The following is a 23,486-nucleotide window of genomic DNA, read 5'->3' as shown; positions in this document are numbered from 1 at the left end:
CATTCGCGACCCCGGCCACAAGCCACCCCTGAACCACGACGACGTGACCGGTCGCCTTTCGTTCCTGCCTACCCGAAAGCACTCATGACCCGACTGACTCCTCTCCGACGTCGGCGGCTGCTCGCGACCACCATGGTCACCGCGCTGTTCGCCGGCTCCCTCCTCGCCACCGCCGTTCCGGCATCCGCCGCCGACGACCCGATCGACGGAGCCCGCACCTCGGGCGACGCCATGTTCCCCAACGTCGGCAACGGCGGATACGACGCCCTCGACTACGACATCGACATCGCGTGGAGCCCGACCGGCGTCGCCGGCACGGGCAGCACCGCCGTCGTCACGGGCAAGTTCGACTCGGCATCCACCACCATGACGGCCCGGGCCCTCGCGCCGCTGCGCTCGTTCTCGCTCGACTTCGAGGGTCTGACCGTCGACAGCGTGTTCGTGAACGGCCAGCCCGCCACCTGGACCCGTGACATCGACGCGGCAGCCATCAAGTACAAGCTCATCGTGACCCCGGCGACCCCCGTCACCGGCGAGTTCACCGTCACCGTGAACTACAGCGGCGTTCCGGTGTTCCACACCGACGCCGACGACAGCCAGGAAGGCTGGAGCGGCACGAACGACGGCGCGATGCTGCTGGGCCAGCCCATCGGCATGATGACCGGCTTCCCGCACAACAACACCCCCGGCGACAAGGCCACCTACACGATCACGGTGGATGCCCCGTCGACCCTCACCAACACCGCGGGCGTGAGCGCCCCGGGCGCTGTCGCGAGCAACGGCGAGCTGCAGTCGAAGGTCGTCAGCCAGTCCGGCGAGCGCACCACGTGGACCTGGCGCCAGCAGAAGCAGATGGCGTCGGAGCTCGTCGTCATCGGCATCGGCCGCTACGAGGTCGTCGAGGGCAGCATCACGCTGCTCGACGGTCGCACGATCCCGTCGTGGTCGTTCATCGACTTCGGTCTCAGCGACGCGAACAAGACCACGGTGCGCAACCGCATCACGCAGCTGCAGACCATCACGCAGAACCTCGAGCGCATCTACGGTCCCTACCCGGGCAACAGCACCGGCGTGATCGTGAAGACCGTTCCGAGCGCGATCAACTACGCACTCGAGACACAGGACCGCTCGTTCTTCCCGAGCGTGAACTCGGTCAACGGCAACACGCTCATCCACGAACTCGTGCACCAGTGGTACGGCAACAACGTCGCCCCGTCGACGTGGACCGACATCTGGATGGGCGAGGGCATGGCGACCTGGGGTCCGACGTACTACAACACGCTCGAGGGCTTCGGCGCAGGCACGACACCCTCGGAGCAGACGTACTTCAACTCGTGGAACAACACCGCTCCGACCAGCGCCAACTGGAACATCGCACCGGGCGGTCAGACCGACTCGGCCAACCTCTACGGCTACCAGACCTACACGCGCAGCGCGCAGTTCTGGGCGGCGCTGCGGGTCGCGATCGGCGATGAGCCGTACTTCACCCTGATCAAGCAGTGGCAGGTCGACAACGCGGGCAAGAGCCTCGCCGGCGCCGACCTGAAGGCCCTGGCCGAGGAGCTCTCGGGCTTCGACCTCACCGCCTTCTGGACCGACTGGATCCTCGAGCCCGGCAAGCCCGCCTGGCCCGACAAGTACTCGGTCGCACTCAGCGGCGGCAGCCCCGAGGTCGCGCTCTACCCGGGCGAGACCGTGTCGTACACCGTCACGGCGCTCAACACCGGTCGCGTGCCGCTGGCCTCGTCGGTCGTGTCGGTCGACGTGAGCGCGCTGCTCGCGAACGCCGACCTGGTCGTGCCCGAGGGCGCCACGCTCGACGGCACCACGCTCAGCTGGCCGATCCCGGTCGGCACGGCGGTCGGCACGAGCGCGTCGCTGACCATCGACGCGACGATCAGCGAGAAATCGGCCGGCGGCTCGTTCGCGCTGGCCGTGAAGCCCCTCACCCTCGGTGGAAGCTGCACCGAGACGTGCGCGGTCGACACCTCGGTCGTCGAGATCGTCGCCCCGACCGAGCTGCCCACCATCACGGGTGAGGCCGTCGTCGGCGAGACACTGACCGCGACCTCCGAGGGCTGGCCCGAGGGCACCGCGCTCACCTACGAGTGGGCGATCGACGGTGTTCCGGTCGAGGTTCCCGCGGAGGACGAGGAAGAGCCGGTCGACGAGCCCGCCGGGCTGATGGCCGCTCGCGCCGTCGATGCCGGACCGAGCTTCGTGATCCCGGCATCCGCTCTCGGCGCCCGCATCACGGTCACGGTCACGGGAACCCTCGAGGGCTTCCGCACCGGATCGGTCACGAGCGAGGCGACCGTCGCGGTCGCCGCGGCCGAGGTTCCCGGCGGAGGCGAAGACCCCGACAACGGCGGGGGCACCGACGGCGGCACGGGTGGTGGCGGAGCCGTCACCCCCGGCGACCCGGACGGCTCGGGCGAGCTCAGCCAGACCGGGGGCGAACTGCCCACGGCACTCGGCCTGCTGGCCCTCGTGCTGCTCGTCGGCGGAGGCATGTTCGTCGCCGCTCGACGCCGCAAGCTCGAGGTCTGATCGAGGTCTGATCGGCTGACACACGCGAGCGCCCGTCCCCGGGATTCCGGGGGCGGGCGCTTTCGCGTGCGGTCGGCGGGCGGTGAGGGTCGGGCGGCGGTCGCGCGGTGGTGAGGGGTCAAGACACGCCGCAGACGGATGCCGCGGCACGGCGTGTTCTGCCCCCTCGGCGTCTTGGACGGGGCCCTTCGACAAGCTCAGGAACCCAGTTGCAGGTGCGGCCGCGGAACCCGGGTCGCTGAGCCTGTCGAAGCGTCCCGCCCCGCGAGAGATCAGCGCCCCGCGACGGCGGCAGAGCGGATGCCGGAGACGATGAGCGCGAGCCCCGCGGCGAAGTCGTCGTCCGGGCTGGCGCCCGGGGAGGCGAGCCGCGCGGGCGAGAGGTCGACGGAGGCATCCGCGGCCCCGATGACAGCCGCGTGCATCCGCTGCTGCTCGTGGAACGTGAACCCGATCACGTAGTGCACCAGGGTGTCGGCGGCGACCTCGGCCGCGGCATCCGTAAGCCCCGCGGCGAGCGCCGCGTCGACGAGCCGCTGCCGAGCGGGAAGGTCAAGCAGGCCGAGCGCGAGCGAGCTCGACACGACCTCGGCGCCGTCGCGGTGGGCGAGGAGACGGTCGCGCAGCGCGGTGGCCGTGGCGGTGAGGTCGGGGGCATCCGATTCGGCATCCGATTCGCCCGCGACCATGCGGGCGCTGACCGCGGCCAGAAGCGCCTGCTTGTTCGGGAAGTGCCAGTACAGCGCGCTCACCTGCACGTCGAGTTCGTCGGCGATGCGGCGCATCGAGAGCCCGGCGATGCCGTTCTCGGCGAGCACGCTCATGGCCGCGTCGACGACGTCGGGCTTGCTGCGCCTCGGGGCGGGCTGATCTGCGGATGCCGCGTTCATGGTGCTACTCTACCGAACAGTGTTCAGGTGAACAGTGTTCAGGAGGAACTTCCCATGTCAGCATCCGCCGTCTCCCCGCGCTCCGCTCTGGTGCTCGCCGACCTCGTTCCCGGCGCACGGGTGCGGGATATCGCACTCACGCTCGCCGGCACCGCGTTCATCACGATTGCCGGATACATCGCCATTCCGCTTCCGTTCACGCCGGTGCCGCTGTCGCTCGCGACCTTCGCCGTGTTGCTGACGGGCGCCTCGCTCGGACCCCTGCGCGGAAGCGCGAGCGCGCTCCTCTACCTGGCTCTCGGCGTGATCGGCGTGCCGCTGTTCGCCGGCGGCAATGCGGGCTGGGCGTTCTCGTCGTTCGGATACATCGTCGGCTACGTGGTCGCCGCCCTGCTTGTCGGCACTCTGGCACGCCGCCGAGCCGACCGTTCCGTGCTCTCGACGCTCGGCCTCGCCGGCCTCGGCTCGCTCGCGATCTACGCGTGCGGCGTGCCGTGGCTCGCGGCCTTCGCCGGGGTCGACATCCCCACCGCGATCGGCCTCGGCGTCGTGCCGTTCCTCATCGGAGACGCGATCAAGATCGTCGCGATGGCCGGACTCCTCCCCGCCACCTGGCGCCTGATCGATCGCACCCGCCGCGACTGAGTCGCCCCTGCACGTGCATCGATCGGTGCAGGATGTCGGTTCTGCCGCCGGATAACCGACATTTCGCACCGATCGATGCGGTGGTGACTCCTAGACTCGGCGGCATGACGAACTCCCCCGCACCCCACGTGCGTCCGAACCGAATCACCCTGCCCGCGCTCGCGCCGACGCTGTTCGTCGTCGCCGCGCTGTTCCTGCCGATCGGCGCGTTCCTCGGCACGATCAACGCGGATCGCGACGCCGACTGGGCGATCTTCCAGACACAGCTCGGCACCGTCATCTTCTGGTTCGGAGCGATGTCGCTGTTCATCGGCCTGCTGCTCGTCGGCATCCGCTCGATCGCGCAGCAGCACCTCGACTTCGCGTTGCGGGCGCAGCGCCTGCAGCGGCCCGAGTGACGCACGCCGGCGGTTCATGACTCCGGAAAAACGTGCACGAAGGGCCCCGAATCCACCGATTCGGGGCCCATCGGCGTCGAAAGTCCGGAGTTACGCACGCCGACTCGCCCGCACCCCGTACCCCGTACCCAACTCAGGAAAAGTCGGCCGAATCGGCCCCAGAACCCCCATTCCGGCCCGATTCGGCCAATTCTTCCTGAGTTGGGTACAGCGCCGCCCGGCCTCACGCCACGTCGAGCACCCAGGTCACCCCGAACCGGTCGGTGAGCATGCCGAACCCGGCCGACCAGGCCGAGGCGGCGAGCGGCTCGACGACGGTCGCGCCCACGGCGAGCGCCTCCCAGTACCCGGTGAGCTCGTCGAGCGACGAGGCCCGCAGCGACTGGAAGAACGGACGGTCGGTGATCGTGACACCGTTCTCTCGACGGGTGACCCCGGCCGAAGCATCCGTCGCTCCGGGGATGTCATAGGCCATCAGTGCGATCGCGCCGCCGGCGATCTGCCCGAAGACGACCTTGTCGGCACCGGGCGCATCGGCCGGCATGCCGAAGTCCCCGTAGGTCGCGGCCGTGACGGTGCCGCCGAAGACCTCGGCGTAGAAGTCGAGCGCCGCGCGTGCGGTGCCGGCGAAGTTGAGGTGGGTCGTGGTGGTGACGGTCATGATTCCTCCTGTGAGATGAGCCGAGCGGATGCCCGTGCGCCCACTCTCTCGACAGAAGAGGTCAGTTTCGGTCCGCTTCTCGGAGCACAATAAGAGACATGGCCGGAAGCTCGTCACGGATGCTCGCGCTCCTCTCTCTTCTGCAGACGCAGCGCGATTGGCCCGGTGCCGTGCTCGCCGAGCGTCTCGAGGTGAGCCCGCGCACGGTGCGCCGCGACGTCGACCGGCTCCGCGATCTCGGTTACCGGATCGGCGCGATCAAGGGACCCGACGGTGGGTACCGACTCGCCGCCGGGTCGGAGCTCCCACCCCTCCTCTTCGACGACGAGCAGGCGGTCGCCGTCGCGGTCGCCCTGCAGAGCATCCCGGCGAGCGGGATCGACATCGACGAGGGAGCCGAGCGGGCGCTCGCGACGGTGCGTCAGGTCATGCCCTCGCGCTTGCGGCATCGGATCGACGGCATCCGCTTCCAGGGATCGACGGCCGCCGAGCGCGTCGACCCCGCCACCCTCGAAGCGGTGACGGCCGCAGTGCGCGACCGGCACGTGGTGCGCTTCGACTACGGAGCGACCGAGGCGGATGCCCCGCGCCGCCGCGTCGAGCCGCATGATGTCGTGTCGCGCCAGGGCCGCTGGTACCTGATCGCGTGGGATCTCGAGCGCGACGACTGGCGCATCTTCCGCCTCGACCGCCTGCACCCGCGCATCCCGACCGGTCCGGCCTTCACCCCGCGCCCGCTGCCCGGCGGCGTCGACGCCCGCGCCTTCCTCGCAGCGCGGTCGAAGGGATCGGATGCCGCCGACCGCTGGCCCTGCGTCGGCACCGTCGTGATCGACCTGCCCGCCCGCGAGATCACCCCGTACCTCGACGACGGCGATCTCGAGCAGCTCCCCGACGGACGTTGCCGCCTCACACTCGGCTCCTGGTCGTGGACCGGTCTGGTCGCCGCGATCGCCCGCTTCGACGCGCCATTCACGATCGAGGGACCCGCGGCGTTCGCCGAGGCATCCGCCGCTCTCTCGGCACGCCTGGCCGCGGCATCCGCCCCCTGAAGCGCGCGCCTGCACGGATCGGTGCGAAACGCGCACGACTGCACGGATCGGTGCGAAACGTCGGGAATGCGGTCCCAGAACCGGCATTTCGCACCGATCGGTGCAACACGATCCACCGATCCACGCACCCGAACCACCGATCCACTACCCCCACCACACCCGGCCGGCCACCCGACCGCGCCCCGGTAGACTGGCACTGCCCCGCCGGCCCCTTCCTCTTGGAGTGTGCGTGACCACCGCCCCTGCACCTGCCCGCAAGCACGTCCCCGACTCCGTCTCGAACGCGATCGCGACGCCCGAGAAGGAGCAGCCCTACGCGGCGCTCGGACTCAAGCCCGACGAGTACGCGAAGATCCGCGAGATCCTCGGACGCCGCCCCACCTCGGGCGAGCTGGCGATGTACTCGGTCATGTGGTCGGAGCACTGCTCGTACAAGAGCAGCAAGAACTACCTGCGCCGCTTCGGCCAGAAGGTCTCCGACGAGATGAAGGAACGCCTCATGGTGGGCATGGGCCAGAACGCGGGCGTCATCGACGTCGGCGAGGGCTGGGCCGTCACCTTCAAGGCCGAGAGCCACAACCACCCGAGCTTCATCGAGCCCTTCCAGGGCGCGGCGACCGGCGTCGGCGGCATCGTGCGCGACATCATCTCGATGGGCGCCCGCCCGGTCGCGGTCATGGACGCCCTGCGCTTCGGTGCGATCGACCACCCCGACACCGCCCGCGTCGTGCACGGCGTGACCAGCGGCATCAGCTTCTACGGCAACTGCCTCGGCCTGCCGAACATCGGCGGCGAGACGGTCTTCGACTCGGTCTACCAGGCGAACCCGCTCGTCAACGCGCTCGCGGTGGGCGTGCTGCGCCACGAGGACCTCAAGCTCGCCAACGCGACCGGCGTCGGCAACAAGGTCGTGCTGTTCGGCGCCCGCACGGGTGGCGACGGCATCGGCGGCGCGAGCATCCTCGCCTCCGACACGTTCGCCGACGGCGGCCCGACCAAGCGCCCCGCGGTGCAGGTCGGCGACCCCTTCGCCGAGAAGGTGCTCATCGAGTGCTGCCTCGAGCTCTACCGCGACGAGCTCGTCGAGGCGATCCAGGACCTCGGCGCCGCGGGCATCTCGTGCGCGACCAGTGAGCTCGCCGCCAACGGCAACAGCGGCATGAAGGTGTCGCTCGACAACGTGCTGCTGCGCGACCCCTCGCTGACCGCCGAAGAGATTCTCATGTCGGAGTCGCAGGAGCGCATGATGGCGATCGTCGCGCCCGAGAAGCTCGACGCGTTCCTCGCCGTGGTGAACAAGTGGGAGGTCGAGACCTCCGTGCTGGGCGAGGTCACCGGCGACGGACGCCTCGTCATCGACTGGCAGGGCGAGCGCATCGTCGACGTCGACCCCTCGACGGTCGCGGTCGACGGCCCGGTCTACGACCGCCCGGTCGCCTACCCGACGTGGATCGACGCGCTGCAGGCGGATGCCGCCGAGCTGCTGCCCCGCGCGAACGACGCCGACACCCTGCGCGAGCAGTTCCTCGCGCTGGTCGGCTCGCCGAACCTGGCCGACACGAGCTGGATCACCAACCAGTACGACTACTACGTGCTCGGCAACACGGCCCTGAGCTTCCCCGACGACGCCGGCATGATCCGCGTCGACGAGGAGTCGGGACTCGGCTTCTCGATCTCCACCGACGCCAACGGCCGCTACTGCCAGCTCGACCCCTACGCGGGTGCGCAGCTGGCCCTGGCCGAGGCGTACCGCAACGTCGCCGTCACCGGCGCCGTGCCCACCGCGATCACCGACTGCCTCAACTTCGGTTCTCCCGAGAACCCCGAGGTCATGTGGCAGTTCGGCCAAACGGTCGACGGCCTCGCCGACGGATGCTTCGAACTGGGCACCCCGGTCACAGGCGGCAACGTCTCGTTCTACAACCAGACCGGCGACGTGCCGATCCACCCGACCCCGCTCGTGGGCGTGCTCGGCATCATCGACGACGTCTCGCGCCGCATCCCCTCGGGATGGCAGGACGAGGGCCAGAACATCTACCTGCTCGGCACCACCTCGACCGAGCTCTCGGGTTCGGCGTGGGCCGAGGTCGTGCACCAGCACCTCGGCGGGCTCCCCCCGAAGGTCGACCTCGCGGGCGAGAAGCGCCTCGCGGGCCTGCTCGCCGCCGCGCGCGACGAGTGGCTGATCTCGTCGGCGCACGACGTCTCCGAGGGCGGCCTCGGCCAGGCCCTCGCCGAGGGAGTCATGCGCTTCGGCGTCGGCGCCCGCGTGTGGCTCACCGAGATCATCGACCGCGACGGTGTGGATGCGGCATCCGCCCTGTTCTCCGAGTCGACCGGTCGCGTCATCGTGACCGTGCCGCGCGAGGACGACGTGAAGTTCCGCGGCCTCTGCGAGGGACGCGGTTACCCGGTCATGCGCATCGGCGTGACCGACAGCGAGCCGCAGCTCGAGGTGCAGGACGTCTTCACGATCCCCGTCGCCGAGCTGCGCGAGCGCTCGGCCGCCACGCTGCCGTCGTACTTCGGTCCGACCGTCACCGAACAGGTTTCCTGATGAGCGACCTCAGCCGGCGCGAGCCGAACGAGCCGGCCCGGCGCGAGAGCGTCCGTCCCGAGCTCAGCGAGGACTACGGCGACCTCGGCGAGCGCCGCAACCGGCGCATCCGGGTGATCGCGTGGACGGTCATCATCGCGCTGATCCTCGGTGGTGGCGGCGCGACGCTGTTCACCCTGCTCCCCGGTTTCTGAGGCATCCGCTTTCCGGGCCTGCGACGCTTCGACAGGCTCAGCGACCCAGGGCGGTCGGCTCAGCGACCCAGCGTTGAAACTGGGCCCCTGAGACCCAGCGTTGAAACTGGGTCCCTGAGCCTGTCGAAGGGCCCGACCCCGCGCACCGCAACGCAGGAGATCTCGCCTTCTGCAGGATCGAATACCGCGGATGCTCCTGCGATACGCGAGATCTCCTCCCGTTCTGCGTGGGGGACGCTTCGACAAGCTCAGCGACCCAGTAGCAGACCGGCGCAAGGAGCGCGGTCCCTGAGCGAGCGCAGCGAGACGAAGGGCGCTCAGCGCGCGAACAGGAACCGCGCCAACCGAACGACGCCCTCGGAGTCGCGCTTCTCGCGCCCCAGCGACTCGACGATGATGGCGCCGAGGATCGCTCGGCCGATCTGCGCGACGGGGGCATCCTCGGCCAGCTGGCCGTCGCGGATGCCGGCGCGCAGCCGCGAGCCGAGATGCTCCTCGACGCCCAGACTCTCGCCGAGGTGCTGGCCGACTCCGGCATCCTCGGTCGCCGCCGCGACCAGCGAGCGCAGCAAAGCGCCGCCCTGGGGTTCGTCGAGGATCGCGAGCACGCTGCGCAACCACGCCTCGACGTCGCCGGAGAGGTCGCCCGTGTACGGCACGACGAAGTCGACGGGGATGAGCCGCCCCTCGGCGAGGCACTCCCCGATCAGAGCTCCGCGCGACGGCCACCACCGGTAGATGGTCTGCTTGCCGACCCCGGCCTCTTTCGCGATGCCCTCGATCGTCAGCCGGTCGTAGCCCTGATTGTGGAACAGCCGGGCGGTGGCGTCGAGGATCGCCTCGCGCGCGGCGGTGCTGCGCACGGGTCCGCTTCGATGCTCGTTCACCATCCATTCAGGATAGCCACAGATCTCTAGACGAGACGTGCCGTATGCTCAACGAGTCTGAAGGAGATCGTCTTGGCTTCACTGCTTTTCCGTCTGGGTTCTTTCGCTGCGCGCAAGGCGTGGACGGTGGTCATCTCGTGGGTCGTGATCCTCGGCCTCGGGGTCGGCGCGTTCCTCGCGCTCGGCGGCACACTCAGCAACAGCTTCGACATCCCCGGCACCGCCTCGGGCGAGGTCATCGACGAGCTCGCCGACAAGCTGCCCGACACCGCCGGAGGCACGGGCACCGTGGTCTACCAGACCGAGAACGGCGAGCCCTTCACCGACGAGCAGAAGAAGGAGATCTCGGCGCTCGCGGCGAGTGCCGAAGACCTCGACGGCGTCGCCCGGGTCATCGACCCCTTCGACGCCCAGCAGCAGCAGGCCGACCAGGAGCAGGAACTCACCGACGGCGCCGCGCAGATCGCCGACGGCCGCGCGCAGCTGGATGCCGGTCAGGCCCAGCTCGACAGCGGACGCACCCAGCTCGAAGACGGCATCGCGCAGATCGACGCCGGCATCGCCCAGGCCCAGGCGGCCGGAGCCCCGGCACAGCAGATCACCGTGCTCGAGGGGCAGAAGGCCGCGCTCACCTCTCAGCTCGCCGCCCTCGATGCCCAGCAGCAGACGATCGACCAGAACCGTGACGACCTCGACGCCAACGCCGAGCAGCTCGACCTCGGCACGACTCTCCTCGACCTCACGGACGGCATCGGCGTCGTCTCGGATGACGGCTCGACCGCCATCGTCAACGTCTCGTTCGTCGACCCGCGCCTCGAGCTCTCCGAAGAGGTCAAGCAGGGAACGATCTCGCACTTCGACGACACCGCCGTCGAAGGCACCACGGTCGACTTCGGCACCGACATCGCCCAGGGCGTTCCCGAGATCTTCGGCATCGGCGAGGCGATCGGACTCGCCTTCGCGGCGGTCGTGCTCATCGTCATGCTCGGCTCGCTGATCGGCGCGGCACTCCCCATCATCACCGCGATCGTCGGCGTCGGCGTCGGCGTGACCTCGTCGCTGGCCTTCTCGGGCGTCGTCGACATGGCATCCGTCACCCCCGTGCTGGGTGTGATGCTGGGCCTTGCCGTCGGCATCGACTACTCGCTCTTCATCGTCAACCGCCACCGCAAGCAGCTGCTCGCCGGATCCCCCGTGCGCGAGTCGATCGGGCTCGCCACCGGAACCTCGGGCACCGCGGTCGTCTTCGCCGGCGCGACCGTGATCGTCGCGCTGCTCGCCCTCAACGTCACCGGCGTGCCGTTCCTCGGCCTCATGGGCACCGTCGGCGCCGTGTGCGTCGCCGTCGCCGTGCTCGTCGCGATCACCCTTGCCCCCGCGATCCTCGGCCTCATCGGCGACCGTCTGCTCGGCAAGAAGGCCCGCGCGACCGTCGGCAAGCCGCACGCCACCGGCAAGCCCGTGAAGCGCATGTCGACGCTGCGCGCCGTCGTCACCGTGCTCGTCAGCATCGTGGGCCTGCTCATCATCGCGATCCCGTCGATGTCGATGCGCCTCGGCCTGCCCGACGGCGGCAGCGAGCCCAGCGACTCCACCAGTTACCGCGCCTTCCACGCCGTGAACGAGCAGTTCGGCGAGGGCGCCAACGGCCCGCTCCTCGTCACGGCCACCCTCGACGAGGCGGTCAGCGACGACGACCTGCTCGCCACCCAGGTCGAGGTCGCGCAGAAGCTCGCCGATCAGGACGACGTGGTCGCCGTCGCGCCCGTCGCGACCTCCGACGACAACACACTCCTCGCCTTCCAGGTGCTGCCGGCCGAAGGCCCCAACAGCGCGTCGACGGAACAGCTCGTGCAGAGCATCCGTTCGCTGCCCGAACTCGACGGCGGCATCACGCTCGGCGTCGCCGGTCAGGCGGCCGTCAACATCGACATCTCCGAGGCGCTCGCCGGAGTCCTGCCGCTGTACCTCGTGGTCGTCGTCGGGCTCTCGCTGCTGATCATGATCGTCGTGTTCCGCTCGCTGCTCGTGCCGGTCATCGCCACCGGAGGCTTCGTGCTGTCGCTCTTCGCGACATACGGCCTGATCGTGGCGGTGTTCCAGTTCGGCTGGGGTGCCGAGATCATCGGGCTGCACAGCACCGGACCGATCCTCAGCTTCCTGCCGGTGATCCTCGTCGGCATCCTGTTCGGACTCGCGATGGACTATCAACTCTTCCTCGCCTCCGGCATGCGCGAGGCGTACGTGCACGGGGCGTCGGCCCGGGATGCCGTGGCGCAGGGCTTCCGCGCCGGCCGCTCGGTCGTGATCGCCGCCGCCCTCATCATGGTGTCGGTGTTCGGCGGGTTCATCTTCTCTGAGTCGACGATCATCCGCTCGATCGGCTTCGGCCTCGCGTTCGGTGTGCTGCTCGACGCGTTCGTCGTGCGGATGCTGCTCATGCCCGCGCTCATGCACCTGCTCGGGAAGTCGGCGTGGTGGCTGCCGCGCTGGCTCGACCGCCTGCTGCCGAACGTCGACATGGAGGGTGCCGCGCTCGAGCGCGACCACCCCGCCGTGCACACCGACAGCATCCCGACGGTCGAGACGCCCGAGCCGAAGACGCGCGCCGAGCGCAAGCGGCGGGGCTGAGCCCTTCGTCTCGCTCCGCTCGCTCAGGGACCGAGTAACCCGGTTCCTGAGCGAGGAGCGCAGCGACGAGACGATGGGCCGCACAGTAGGGTGGCCGCATGGAGGAGGACGACGGTCGGCTGCGCGCGCTGCTCACGGCCATGCGTGCGCAGGCGGATGCCCGTGTCCGGGCGACCGCGGCGATCCTCACCGAACTCACCCACGACCGCGAGGGCTCGAACGACGACGACGAGCACGACCCCGAGGGGGTCACGCTGTCGTCGGAGTGGTCGCGGCTGACCGGGCTCGCGGAGGCCGCGGCATCCGAACTCCAGCAGGTCGACGACGCGCTCGCCCGCATGGATGCCGGCACCTACGGCGTGTGCCTGAACTGCGGCCGACCGATCCCGGCCGCCCGGCTCGAGGTGCGTCCGTTCGCCGAGTACTGCGTCGCCTGCGCCGAGAAGCTCGGGCACTGACAACGTCGCCGCCCGGGGCTAGCATTCCGAGCATGCCCATCGCACTCGAGAACGTCGGCATCGCCGTGCGCGACATCGACGCCACCATCGCCTTCTTCACCGACCTCGGCCTGGAGGTCGTCGGCCGCGACACCGTCAGCGGCGACTGGGCCGACACGGCGGTGGGGCTCGACGGCAACCATGCGCGCATCGCGATGCTGCAGACGCCCGACGGCCACGGCCGACTCGAGCTGTTCGAGTACATCCATCCCGATGCGATCGAGACCGAGCCGACCCTCCCGAACGAGATCGGGATGCACCGGGTCGCCTTCTCGGTCGACGACATCGACGCATCCCTCGAGATCGCCGCCCGTCACGGCTGCCACCCGCTGCGCGGGGTCGCGAACTACCAGGACATCTATCGCCTCGCCTACGTGCGCGGCCCGAGCGGCATCATCGTGATGCTCGCGCAGGACCTCACTCGCGGCTGATCCCGAGCGAGAGCAGCGCGTCAGTCGCGGCGGGAAGCCAGGCGGATGCCGTCCCACAGCCGCGAGAGACGCTCGACCATGTCGACCTCGGGGTCGAGGAGCCACTGCACCTGAAGCCCGTCGGCGGCGGCGAGCACGATGTCGACCGCGATCTTCGGGTCGAGCGTCGCCCCGAGCTCCCCGGACTTCTGGGCGCGGTCGATCACGCCCGTGAGCACGCCGCGCGCCCACGCGTAGCGTTCGACGAAGTACTCGTGTGCGGGATGCCCCACCATCGTGGCCTCGGCCGAGAACTCGACGAAGAGCCGCACGAGACCGGGAACCGAGACGTTGTGCTCGATGATCGACAGGAACCCGGCGAACGAGGGGTCGGGGTCCATGAACTCGCCGAGGTCGCGCTCGTCGCGGGCGCGCAGAACCTCCATGTAGAGCTCTTCGCGCGAGCCGAAGTAGTGCATGAGCCCGGGCTGGGTCAGACCGACCCGTGCGGCGATCTCTCGATTCGACGCCTTGCGATAACCGACTTCCGCCACCACGTCGAGCGCCACCTGCAGGATCTCCTCCCGCTTCGCCACACCCTTCGCGTACCTTCCCCGCGCCACCATGCGCACATTCTAGATTCGAATGCCACCGAGAAACCGATTTCCTGCGCCTGCCGTCATCGAAGAGGGCGCCTCACGACCTCTCGGCCACGACCGCGGCCAGCACGGCGACCGTCGCGGTCATCTGCTCGGGCGGTACCGGGAGCTCACCGGTGTCGAGCATGCGCACGAAGGCCTCGACACCGGGACGCACGTAGTCGGACCCGACGACGATCTCACGACTCTCCGTGCCGCCGCTGCCGACGGCGGTCACGCGGAACGGCACCGACACCTCACCCTCCGGGCGCACGAAATCGAGCGTCACCCCCACCCCGCCGACGGCGTATCGGGCGCGCACGCGTCCCGGGGAGTGCTCCACCTCGACCTCTTCGGGCACCCCGGGAACCAGGCGCTGGGCGAGATCGGCGAGATGGATGCCGTAGAAGAAGAGGCCGCCGTAGGGTCCGTCGGGATCGGCCGGTCCGGTGATCGCGAGGCTCTGCACCTCCCCGATCGAGGAGAGCGCGGCGGCGACGGCATCCGTGTCGGGCAGCCAGCGCAGCGTCGACGACGACGTGACGGGCGTCGATCCGGCGGCGGCGAGGATCGCGTCGGCATCGGCGACCGAGAGCGCGAGCGGCTTGTCGACCCACACCGGCACGCCCGCCTCGAGGAAGGGCACGGCGAGCGAACGATGCGTCGCCCCGTCGCGAGTGGCCACGATCAGGGCGTCGACCTCGCCGATCAGGTCGGTGGATTCCGACGCGATCCGTTCGATCCCCCCGAGCTCGGCGAGCCGCTCCGTGCGGTCGGCGGCACCGGCGACGAGGGCCGTGATCCGGGCATCCTCGACGCCGTCGACGTTGAGCGCGCGCACGATCCCGTCGACGTGCGTGTTCTCGATGCCGACGATGCCGATGCGGTGCGCTGCCATGCCTCCATCCTCTCGAAGACGGGCCTCGGCGGTGTCGCCGCTCGCCAGTAGGCTGGGCACATCATGGATCAGATCTTGCAGTGGGCCGGTCATTACTGGTGGCTCATCTTCCCGATCATGGGCATGGCCGGAGGCGCTGCGAAAGCGTGGGAGCGTTCGGCCAAGCGCCGCCATGAACGCCGGATCGAGACCCTCCGCATGAAGGCGCAGCTCAAGACCGCGCAGATCGAGGCGCGAGCACTGGCCCACCCGCCGAAAAACCGCGGCACGACGGTCGTCGACACCACGGCATCCCCCGTTCCGAACGATCTGCTCGCGCGCCTGTTCGCCGAGCACGACGAGATCACCGCGCGCTGGCTCGACTACGAGCTCGACGTCGCGAAGCTCATCGCCTTCCCCGCCATGAGCGATGGGCGCCAGCCCCTCACGGCCGCGTTCCTGCGCGCGAAGCGCACCGCCGACGCGCTACGCCCGGCGTCGGCCGAGGCCAAGGTCACCGAGCAGCAGGTGTCGGAGTACCTCGACGCAGTGGGGGCGTACGCCGTCGCGTTCGAGATCGCCGAGAAGGATGCCCGGCGTCTGCGCGATTCGACCTTCACCGACGCCGAGCGGAAGCGCCTCGATCGCGCGCAGCAGCTGCTCAAGGTCGCGGTCGACGAGTCGGCCACGCAGGCCGAGCGCAACGTCGCCTACAAGCGCGTGCGCGAAGAGCTCGACGGTCTCATCCTGCTGTCGGACGACGCCGTGCAGGTGCTCGAGAAGCAGGTCGCGCGCGAGATCGCGGCTCCCACCGCACCTGCATCTGCGCCGAGTGCGGCGTCGAACCCGGAGACGGCTTCCACTCCCGAGCCCGAGCGGATGCCGCTGCGGCGCACCGACGAGCAGTCGTGAAGGCCGAGAACCTTACCGGTCCGATCTGCGTGCACGCCGAGGCGCCCGTCTGGTCGACATCGTGGGGCGGCGTCCGCTGGGTCGACGGCGACGCCGCCGACCTCGTGACGCTGCGCGACGACGGCATCCATCGCCTGCACCTCGATGACACGTATGCGGCGTTCGTGCGCCCGCGCGTCGGCGGCGGATTCGTCGCCCTCGGTGCGCGCTCGCTGCACCTCTCGGATTCGCCAGAGGGACCGGCGCGCGTCGCCGCGACCTTCGACCTCGGCGACGCGCGCTTCAACGACGGCACGGTCGACCCGCTCGGGCGGCTGCTCGCCGGGTCGATGGCTCTCGGCGATGCCGGAGCCGTGGGGCGGATGCTGCGGATCGGCGGCGACCTCGCCTCCACCACGGTGCTGTCGAGCGTGACCGTCTCGAACGGCGTGGCATTCGCACCTGGCGGATCCCGGGCCTACTACGTCGACACGGTCACGCAACGGGTCGACGTGTTCGACGTGACTGAGGGCGAGCTGCGCGGACGCCGCGGATTCGCGATGATCCCCGAGGAGCAGGGGTCGCCCGACGGGTTGACCGTCGCCGCCGATGGGTCGGTGTGGGTCGCGCTCTGGGGTGGTTCGGCGGTGCACGGCTACGCGCCCGACGGTTCCCTGATCGCTCGGATCGAGTTGCCCGTCCCCCAGGTCAGTGCCTGCACGTTCGGCGGCGACGACCTCGGCACGCTCTTCATCACGACCTCGGCCCAGGGGCTGGGGGCCGATCACGGCACCGAGGCGGGCTCACTCTTCGCCGTCCAGCCCGGCGCGAGCGGTATGCCCGTGGCGGCGTTCGCCGGCTGACCGGGTCTGTCGGGACCGGGTTTCTCGGGACGGGACGCTTCGACAGGCTCAGCGCCCCAGTCAGAAGCTGGCTCAGCGAGTCAGTCAGAAGCTGGCTCAGCGACTCAGTCAGAGGCTGGGTTCCTGAGCCTGTCGAAGGTCCCCTGACCCAGCGACCCCGTCGTTGTGCGCGGCATCCGCTCGGCACCCGTTCGGGAGGAGAACTCGCCCAAGGGAGGAGAAAAACAGCGGATTCCTCCGCCCAACGCGGAGATCTCCTCCCGAACGTGCGCGGCGACCCGGGGGTCGCGTGAGGAACTGGCCCGAGGCTCAGCCGGCGTACGCCGGGTTCACGATCGGCACCGATTCCCCGGCGAGGAAGCGGATCACGTTCTCGGCGGCGTGCACGGGCAGGTCGGCGAGCGCCTCGGGCGAGAACCACGCCGCGTGCGGGCTGAGCAGCACCTGATCGAGGTCGCGCAACGGGGAGCCGTCGGCCAGCGGCTCACCGTCGAAGACGTCGAGCGCGGCCGCGCCCAAGTGCCCGGAGCGCAGCGCATCGGCCAGCGCTCGCTCGTCGACGAGCGGTCCGCGACACGTGTTCACGACCACGGCTCCGGGCTTCATCGTCGCGATCGACTCGGCGTCGATCAGGTGCCGGGTCGCCTCGGTGAGCGGCACGTGCAGGGTGAGGATGTCGGCCTGCGCCACGGCATCCGGGATCTCGACGGGCTCGCACCCGGCCGAGCGGATGCCGTCGGCGGGCGCGTACGGGTCGGCGACGAGCACCCGGAAACCGAGCGCCCGGCACCCGCGAGCCACGATCGATCCGATGCGGCCGAAGCCGAGCACCGACACCGTGGTCGTCGACGGACGCACGGCGAGGGGCCGGGCGTCCACAGCCTTCCAGGTGCCGGCGCGCACCGCGCGGTCGTAGGCCGGCAGGCCGCGCGCCTGGGTCATGATCATCGCGATGGTGTGCGCGGCGACCTCCTCGATGCAGTAGCTCGGGGTGTTCGCGACCGCGATGCCGCGAGCGGTGGCCGCTTCGACGTCGATCATGTCGTAACCGATGCCGACGCGGCTGATGATGCGCAGGTTCGGCATCCGATCGAGTACCTCGGCCGTGATCGGGGCCCACTGCACGACGAGCCCTGTGGCATCCGCCCCGAGAGTTGCGAGGTCGTCGGACGCCGGGGACGCTGCCCGTTCGGCATGGAGCCCGGCGGATCGGAGCGTGTCTTCGATGACGGTTCCGGGGAGGTCGCAGTCGCTGACGAGGATGAACGGCGTTGTCATGAGAGCGATGCTATAGCATCTAGCACTCAGTCCTCCGCGTCGTACAGGCTCAGCACGTGGTCGGCGGCGAAGGCGCTGAGCTGCTCGGCCACCCCGCGGATGTCGTCGCGCGCGTAGTGCGTGCGCTCCCAACTCGCGTACAGCGCGCACTGCATCGGGATGCCGCGGTGGTGCAGCGGCTTCGAGATCAACCCGAAGCGCGGCGGCTCGACGACCACGCATGGCCCGTGGCCGGCGGCCGACCGGGCCTGGATGATCGGGGCATCCGCTCCGAAACTCGCCATCTCGACCGACCACGCCTCGCTCTCGGCCGCGCGCTGGATCTGCGTCCACGCGGCCGATCCGGTGCCCGAGGTGAGGAAGGGTCCGGCCAGCAGATCCTCCAGTTCCAGGCGGTCCCCGGCAGCGAGCGGATGCGACGCCGGCAGCTGGCAGTAAAGGGGCAGGTTCATGATGCGGATGCTGCTGAGCCGCGAGTCCGGCGGACTCGTCGTCACCGCGAGATCCGCCCCGGAGCGCAGCCGGTCGTAGGTCTCGACCGGCGTCGCGACCACGACGTCGGAGATGGGTCCGCCGCCCGCGATGAACGGCGCGAGCACGAGCACGCTCGTCATCTCGGGGGCTGCGGCGACGAACGAGCGCTCCTTGAGCACGATGCCGCTCATCACCTCGCGCGCTCTCCGGCCCCGGCGCACGAGGTCGCGCGCCATCGGTTCGAGACGGTCGCCCGCGTAGGTCGCGACCATGCCCTGCGGCATCCGTCGGAACAGGGATGCTCCCACCTGGCGCTCGAGCGAGGCGATCTGCCGCGATACCGTCGGTTGCGTCCTGATCAGGCGTTCTGCCGCGAGACTGACCGACCCGGTGTCGAGCACCGCGACGAATGCCTCGAGTTCGCGTTCCCCGTACATACGTAAACCGTTTACCTCACCCCGTTTTCTTCATTGGACGAGCATGGGGTGATCACCGCAGGATGGGCAGAACCCGAACTTCCCCCTCCTTCCCCGAGACAGAGAGCCCTCCCGATGGCTGCTTCCCGCACTGATATCAGTTCTGCCCGGCAACGACGCTCGATGGTGGGTGCCTTCGTCGGCACCGCGATCGAGTGGTACGACTTCTACATCTTCGGCACGGCCGCCGCCCTCGTGTTCGGCCGCGTCTTCTACCCCGACGTCGCACCCGGCGCCGCGCTGCTCGCCTCGTTCGCCACCTTCTGGGTCGGCTTCCTGATGCGCCCGGTCGGCGGACTCGTCTTCGGCCACTTCGGCGACAAGTTCGGGCGCAAGAACGTGCTCGTGCTCACCCTCATCCTGATGGGCTCCGCCACCACGCTGATCGGCCTCCTGCCCACCTACGCCCAGATCGGCATCCTCGCGCCGATCCTGCTCGTCGTGCTGCGCGGCCTGCAGGGCTTCGCGGTCGGCGGCGAGTGGGGCGGCGCCGTGCTGCTGTCGACCGAGAACGCCACGGCCAAGAAGAAGGGCCTCGCCGGAGCCTGGGTGCAGCAGGGCTCGCCCGCCGGATCCATCCTCGCGACCGTGATGTTCCTCATCGTGGGCCTGCTGCCCGACGAGCAGTTCATCACCTGGGGCTGGCGCATCCCGTTCCTCGTGTCGGCGATCCTCGTGATCGTCGGCCTCGTCATCCGCGTGAAGGTCGAGGAGTCGCCCGACTTCGAGGCGGCGAAGCAGTCGAAGGAGGTCGTGAGCGCCCCGGTGCTCGTGGCGATCCGCACCGCACCGCTGCTGATCGGGCTCGGCGTGCTCGCGTCGGTCATGGGCATCTCGAACGCCTACTTCTCGAACACGTTCCTGCTCGCCTGGACCACCGGATCCCTGGGCATCGAGCGGCAGCTCATGCTCAACATCCTGCTCGGCATGGCGATCCTGCAGTTCATCTGGCAGCCGATCGCCGCCAAGATCGCCGAGAGGTTCGGCATCGCCCGGGTGATGCTCGCGGGCCTCATCCTCAGCGTCGTGCTCACGGTGCCGTACTTCCTCGCCATCCAGGCCGCCTCCCCTCTGTGGATCACGGTCACCCTCTACGCCACGATCATCGGCAGCACCGCGTATTACGCATTGCTCGCGACGCTGCTCGCCTCGGCGTTCCCGGCCCGCATCCGCTACTCCGGCGTCTCGCTGGCCTACCAGCTGTGCGCGACCGTCTTCGGCGGATCGACCCCGCTGGTGGCCCAGTGGATCCTCAACTCGACCGGCGGCAGCGTGTGGGGTGTGGCCGTGTTCTACGCGGTGATGATCCTCATCACGATCGCCGGTGTCTGGGGACTCCAGCGACGCATCGCCCGATCGGTCGAGGCCGAGACCGCGGCCACGGCCACGGCATCCGTGGCCTGAGGGCAGCCCCGGCCCGACCGGCATCCGTCCCGCCGGCCGAGCAACCCCCCGAGCGACCCCCGAGAACCGAGAGAGACCATGCGCGTCGACACCATCTTCACCAACGCCCGCATCCGCACGCTCGATGCCGACCGTCCCGCGGCGCACAGCATCGGCGTGCTGGGCGGCCGCATCGTCGGCTTCGACGACGACCTGCACGGCGTCGAAGCGGACCAGGTGGTCGACCTCGGCGGTCAGCCCGTGCTGCCCGGGTTCCACGACGCGCACCACCACCTCTCGCTCACGGGCTTCCGTCTCGCGTCGCTGAACCTGCGCCCCGGCGCGGTGAACTCGCTCGACGAGCTGTACGAGGCGGTGCGCGTGCACGCCGAGGGGCTGGCGTCGGATGCCTGGGTGCGGGGTTCCGGCTACGATCAGAACTTCCTCGAGGCGCATCCGACGGCCGAGGGGCTCGACCGGGTCGCGGGCGGGCGGCCCGTGATCCTCGAGCACGTCTCGGGGCACATGATGGTCGCGAACACGAAGGCTTTCGAGCTCGCGGGGTACACCGGACGCGAGGGGTTCCCCGAGATCGCGGGCGGCGGCATCCCCCGCGACGCCGACGGGCGGCCGCAGGGCCTGCTGCAGGAGTCGGCGATGGCCCCGATCTTCGCGCTCGTACGGCCGATGAGCCTCGACGAGGTGCAGCGCAACCTGGGGCTCGCGAGCGATCAGGCCCTGAGCTACGGACTCACCTCGGTCACCGAGCCGGGGATCGGCGAGATCCGAATGGTGGGCAACAGTCCGCTCGACTACCACGCCTACCAGTCGGCGGTCGAGCAGCGGCAGCTGCGGGTACGCACCACGCTCATGCCGTACATCACGGTGCTGCACCCCTTCGCCGACCTCCCCGACAAGGACGTGCTCGGCCTCGACCTCGGCATCCGCACCGGTCTCGGCGACGACATGCTGCGCGTCGGACCGGTGAAGATCGTCGCCGACGGATCGTTCATCGGACGCTCGGCCGCCATGCACGCCTGCTTCCACGGCGAGGCCGACAACTTCGGCGTGCTGCTGCACGAGCCCGAGGCGCTGCGCGACTACATCGTCGGCGCGCACCGGGCCGGGTGGACGGTCGCGACCCACGCGATCGGCGACCGGGCGATCACGCACGTGCTCGACGCGATCGAGCACGCGCAGAGCATCGCTCCGCGCCCCGACGTACGGCACCGCATCGAGCACTTCGCCCTCGCGAGCGACGACGACATCGCCCGCGCTGCGCGACTGGGTGTCATCCCCGTGCCGCAGGGCGTGTTCGTGTCGGACTTCGGTGACGGCATGGCCGCGGCGGTGGCCGCCGACCGGCGAGACGACATCTACCGCGTGAAGTCGCTGGCGGATGCCGGCATCGTGCTGAACGGTTCGACCGATTCGCCCATCTCCGACGCCAACCCTCTCGTGTCGATCCGCGACATGGTGCTGCGGCGCACGAGCGGCGGCGAGGTGCTGGGCGAGCGCGAGCGCGTGACGGTCGACGAGGCCGTTCGCGCCTACACGTACGGGTCGGCGTACGCGGTCGGCCAGGAGCATGCGACCGGCACGCTGAAGATCGGGATGCTGGCCGACTTCATCGCCCTCAGCGACGACCTGTACGAGATCGAACCCGAGCGCATCGCCGAGCAGTACGTGACCACGACCGTCGTGGGCGGCGAGGTCGTCTTCGAGCGCTGAGGGCGCGGCATCCGTCGGGTGCGGCATCCGTCGGGCGCGGCATCCGTCGGGCGCGGCATCCGTCCAGAGTGCATCGATCGGTGCCAAATGCCGGTTCTGAGCGCTCAGAACCGGCATTTCGCACCGATCAGTGCGTGAGTGGACGTGTGCGCGAGTGGGCGAGTGCGCGAGGGGACGAGGGGATGCTCGGGATGGTTGGCGGGCCCCGTTATTTGCTATAGCGTTTAGGGATGGACACTCGCCGCGCACTCATCACCGGGGCCAGCTCCGGCATCGGGACGGCCGCCGCCCTCGAACTCGCCCGCGAGGGGCTCGACGTCTGGCTCACCTACACCGGGCGCGAGGCCGAGGCCGCCCGTGTCGCCGAGGACTGCCGCGCGGCCGGCGCGTCCGATGTGCGGGTCTCGCGACTCGACCTGCGCGACCCCGCCTCGATCGATGCATTGGTCGCGGAGATCGCGGATGCCTGGGGCGAACTGCACGTGCTCGTGAACAACGGCGGCGTGTGCCCCTACACGCCCTATGACGAGATCGACATCGAGGAGTGGGACGGCGTGCTCGAGACGAACGTGCGCGGCACGTTCCTGCTGACGCGTGGATCGCTACCGCTGCTGCGCGCCGCCGCGGGCGATCGCAGCGTCATCAACCTGTCGTCGATCGCCGGACAGGTGGGCGCCCTGCAGACCGGACTGCACTACGCCGCGAGCAAGGGCGCGATCCTGGCGTTGACCCGCAGCTTCGCCCGCCACCTGGCGCCGGAGGGGATTCGCGTCAACGCCGTCACCCCGGGGCCCGTGTCCAGTGCGATCACCGATCAGCTGCAGGGCGAGAGACGCGCGAAGCTCGAGGCATCGATCCCGCTCGGGGCGTTCGGACAGCCGGCCGACGTCGCCTGGATCATCGCCTCACTCGCCTCGCCGCGGGCGGGTTTCATCACCGGGGCCACGTACGACGTCAACGGGGGTGTTCGCATTGACTGACAGCATCCACTCCCGGTCCGCAGAGCAGACCGTGCAGGACCAGCTCGACGCGTTCAACGCGCACGACCTCGACGCCTTCGTCGCGACGTACGCGCCGGATGCCATCATCACCGGCGTCGCACCCGAGCCGATCGTCGGCGGCGCCGCGATCCGCGCCTTCTACGAGCCGCGGCTGCAGAACCCCGAGCTGTCGTGCGTGATCGAGCAGACCGTGCTCTTCGGCGACCGGTGGGTCGTCGCACAGGAGCAGGTCGTCAACGCGGGTGTCGCGACCGAGACCATCGCGACCTTCGACGTCGTCGACGGGCTCATCGCACGGGCCTCGATGCTCAAGGCGTAGGCAGGACCAGCCTCCCCGACCTGGGTCGCTGAGCCCGTCGAAGCATCACGGGGCGGGGCCCTTCGACAAGCTCAGGGACCCAGGTGTACTCAGGGATCCCGTTGGACTCAGGAACCCCGTGGAGGCAAGACACCCAGCCCTGGGTTGCTGAGCCCGTCGAAGCATCACGGGGCGGGACCCTTC

General features: G+C 69.7%; 22 protein-coding genes. 15 read left to right on the top strand and 7 right to left on the bottom strand.

Going from position 1 to position 23,486, the window contains the following annotated elements; all coding sequences use genetic code 11:
- Positions 1-84 precede the first annotated feature (84 nt).
- On the top strand, positions 85-2,550 hold the full coding sequence (locus KV396_RS07580; protein WP_247957402.1) for a M1 family metallopeptidase: 2,466 nt from the start codon (positions 85-87) through the stop codon (positions 2,548-2,550).
- A 272-nt stretch (positions 2,551-2,822) separates the two neighbouring features.
- Here the strand turns inward: KV396_RS07580 and KV396_RS07575 are convergent, their stop codons facing one another.
- Positions 2,823-3,440: a TetR family transcriptional regulator gene (locus KV396_RS07575; protein ID WP_247957401.1), complete on the bottom strand. Its 618-nt coding sequence runs from the start codon at positions 3,438-3,440 to the stop codon at positions 2,823-2,825.
- A 54-nt stretch (positions 3,441-3,494) separates the two neighbouring features.
- Here KV396_RS07575 and KV396_RS07570 point away from each other — a divergent pair, with 54 nt between their 5' ends.
- Together KV396_RS07570 and KV396_RS07565 are read left to right on the top strand one after the other, a co-directional pair.
- Entirely contained in the window at positions 3,495-4,085 is a 591-nt protein-coding gene (locus KV396_RS07570; RefSeq protein WP_247957400.1) for a biotin transporter BioY, read from the top strand.
- 104 nt (positions 4,086-4,189) lie between these two features.
- Positions 4,190-4,483, top strand: coding sequence for a hypothetical protein (locus tag KV396_RS07565; RefSeq protein ID WP_247957399.1), 294 nt, complete (start codon positions 4,190-4,192; stop codon positions 4,481-4,483).
- A gap of 223 nt (positions 4,484-4,706) precedes the next feature.
- Here the strand turns inward: KV396_RS07565 and KV396_RS07560 are convergent, their stop codons facing one another.
- Entirely contained in the window at positions 4,707-5,144 is a 438-nt protein-coding gene (locus KV396_RS07560; protein ID WP_247957398.1) for a VOC family protein, read from the bottom strand.
- A gap of 98 nt (positions 5,145-5,242) precedes the next feature.
- Between KV396_RS07560 and KV396_RS07555 the strand changes: the two genes are divergently transcribed.
- From KV396_RS07555 to KV396_RS07545, 3 genes are all read left to right on the top strand, one after another.
- Positions 5,243-6,196: a helix-turn-helix transcriptional regulator gene (locus KV396_RS07555; protein WP_247957397.1), complete on the top strand. Its 954-nt coding sequence runs from the start codon at positions 5,243-5,245 to the stop codon at positions 6,194-6,196.
- A 229-nt stretch (positions 6,197-6,425) separates the two neighbouring features.
- Positions 6,426-8,753 (top strand): phosphoribosylformylglycinamidine synthase subunit PurL, encoded by a 2,328-nt coding sequence (gene purL, locus KV396_RS07550; protein WP_247633250.1) that lies wholly within the window; start codon positions 6,426-6,428, stop codon positions 8,751-8,753.
- Positions 8,753-8,947 (top strand): hypothetical protein, encoded by a 195-nt coding sequence (locus KV396_RS07545; RefSeq protein WP_247623843.1) that lies wholly within the window; start codon positions 8,753-8,755, stop codon positions 8,945-8,947. Before purL ends, KV396_RS07545 begins: the two co-directional genes overlap by 1 nt.
- A 317-nt stretch (positions 8,948-9,264) precedes the next feature.
- Here KV396_RS07545 and KV396_RS07540 read toward each other — a convergent pair whose 3' ends face one another.
- Complete coding sequence (locus KV396_RS07540; RefSeq protein ID WP_247957396.1) at positions 9,265-9,837, bottom strand: TetR/AcrR family transcriptional regulator; 573 nt, start codon at positions 9,835-9,837, stop codon at positions 9,265-9,267.
- A gap of 69 nt (positions 9,838-9,906) precedes the next feature.
- Here KV396_RS07540 and KV396_RS07535 point away from each other — a divergent pair, with 69 nt between their 5' ends.
- The 3 genes from KV396_RS07535 to KV396_RS07525 all read left to right on the top strand — a co-directional run bounded on the left by KV396_RS07535 (position 9,907) and on the right by KV396_RS07525 (position 13,393).
- Entirely contained in the window at positions 9,907-12,465 is a 2,559-nt protein-coding gene (locus KV396_RS07535) for an MMPL family transporter (RefSeq protein ID WP_247957395.1), read from the top strand.
- 98 nt (positions 12,466-12,563) lie between these two features.
- Entirely contained in the window at positions 12,564-12,923 is a 360-nt protein-coding gene (locus KV396_RS07530; protein WP_247623846.1) for a TraR/DksA family transcriptional regulator, read from the top strand.
- Between the two features lie 32 nt (positions 12,924-12,955).
- Entirely contained in the window at positions 12,956-13,393 is a 438-nt protein-coding gene (locus KV396_RS07525) for a VOC family protein (RefSeq protein WP_247957394.1), read from the top strand.
- A gap of 20 nt (positions 13,394-13,413) precedes the next feature.
- Here the strand turns inward: KV396_RS07525 and KV396_RS07520 are convergent, their stop codons facing one another.
- Positions 13,414-13,998: a TetR/AcrR family transcriptional regulator gene (locus tag KV396_RS07520; protein ID WP_247957393.1), complete on the bottom strand. Its 585-nt coding sequence runs from the start codon at positions 13,996-13,998 to the stop codon at positions 13,414-13,416.
- 70 nt (positions 13,999-14,068) lie between these two features.
- On the bottom strand, positions 14,069-14,908 hold the full coding sequence (locus KV396_RS07515) for a Gfo/Idh/MocA family oxidoreductase (protein ID WP_247633253.1): 840 nt from the start codon (positions 14,906-14,908) through the stop codon (positions 14,069-14,071).
- A 63-nt stretch (positions 14,909-14,971) separates the two neighbouring features.
- On the opposite strand from KV396_RS07515, the gene KV396_RS07510 reads away from it, so the two are divergent.
- Both KV396_RS07510 and KV396_RS07505 read left to right on the top strand, forming a co-directional pair.
- The gene (locus KV396_RS07510) at positions 14,972-15,799 is read left to right on the top strand and encodes a hypothetical protein (protein WP_247957392.1); all 828 of its coding nucleotides are present in this window, start codon (positions 14,972-14,974) and stop codon (positions 15,797-15,799) included.
- Positions 15,796-16,641: an SMP-30/gluconolactonase/LRE family protein gene (locus KV396_RS07505; protein ID WP_247957391.1), complete on the top strand. Its 846-nt coding sequence runs from the start codon at positions 15,796-15,798 to the stop codon at positions 16,639-16,641. Before KV396_RS07510 ends, KV396_RS07505 begins: the two co-directional genes overlap by 4 nt.
- Before the next feature lie 309 nt (positions 16,642-16,950).
- On the opposite strand, the gene KV396_RS07500 is transcribed toward KV396_RS07505, so the two are convergent.
- A complete protein-coding gene (locus tag KV396_RS07500) occupies positions 16,951-17,919 on the bottom strand; it encodes a C-terminal binding protein (protein ID WP_247957390.1) in 969 nt (322 codons plus the stop codon).
- A 26-nt stretch (positions 17,920-17,945) separates the two neighbouring features.
- Entirely contained in the window at positions 17,946-18,830 is an 885-nt protein-coding gene (locus tag KV396_RS07495; RefSeq protein WP_247957389.1) for a LysR family transcriptional regulator, read from the bottom strand.
- A 162-nt stretch (positions 18,831-18,992) separates the two neighbouring features.
- Here KV396_RS07495 and KV396_RS07490 point away from each other — a divergent pair, with 162 nt between their 5' ends.
- The 4 genes from KV396_RS07490 to KV396_RS07475 all read left to right on the top strand — a co-directional run bounded on the left by KV396_RS07490 (position 18,993) and on the right by KV396_RS07475 (position 23,303).
- A complete protein-coding gene (locus KV396_RS07490) occupies positions 18,993-20,273 on the top strand; it encodes an MFS transporter (RefSeq protein WP_247957388.1) in 1,281 nt (426 codons plus the stop codon).
- 78 nt (positions 20,274-20,351) lie between these two features.
- Positions 20,352-21,983 (top strand): amidohydrolase, encoded by a 1,632-nt coding sequence (locus tag KV396_RS07485; protein ID WP_247957387.1) that lies wholly within the window; start codon positions 20,352-20,354, stop codon positions 21,981-21,983.
- A 230-nt stretch (positions 21,984-22,213) separates the two neighbouring features.
- Positions 22,214-22,963: an SDR family NAD(P)-dependent oxidoreductase gene (locus KV396_RS07480; RefSeq protein ID WP_247957386.1), complete on the top strand. Its 750-nt coding sequence runs from the start codon at positions 22,214-22,216 to the stop codon at positions 22,961-22,963.
- Positions 22,956-23,303 (top strand): nuclear transport factor 2 family protein, encoded by a 348-nt coding sequence (locus tag KV396_RS07475; protein WP_247957385.1) that lies wholly within the window; start codon positions 22,956-22,958, stop codon positions 23,301-23,303. The genes KV396_RS07480 and KV396_RS07475 overlap by 8 nt, the downstream gene beginning before the upstream one ends.
- Positions 23,304-23,486: the final 183 nt, after the last annotated feature.

The sequence above is a fragment of the Microbacterium galbinum genome (assembly GCF_023101185.1).
Taxonomy (GTDB): Bacteria; Actinomycetota; Actinomycetes; order Actinomycetales; family Microbacteriaceae; genus Microbacterium; species Microbacterium galbinum.
The sequence above is the reverse complement of the archived record's forward strand: the minus strand, read 5'-3'. Positions and strand labels throughout refer to the sequence as shown.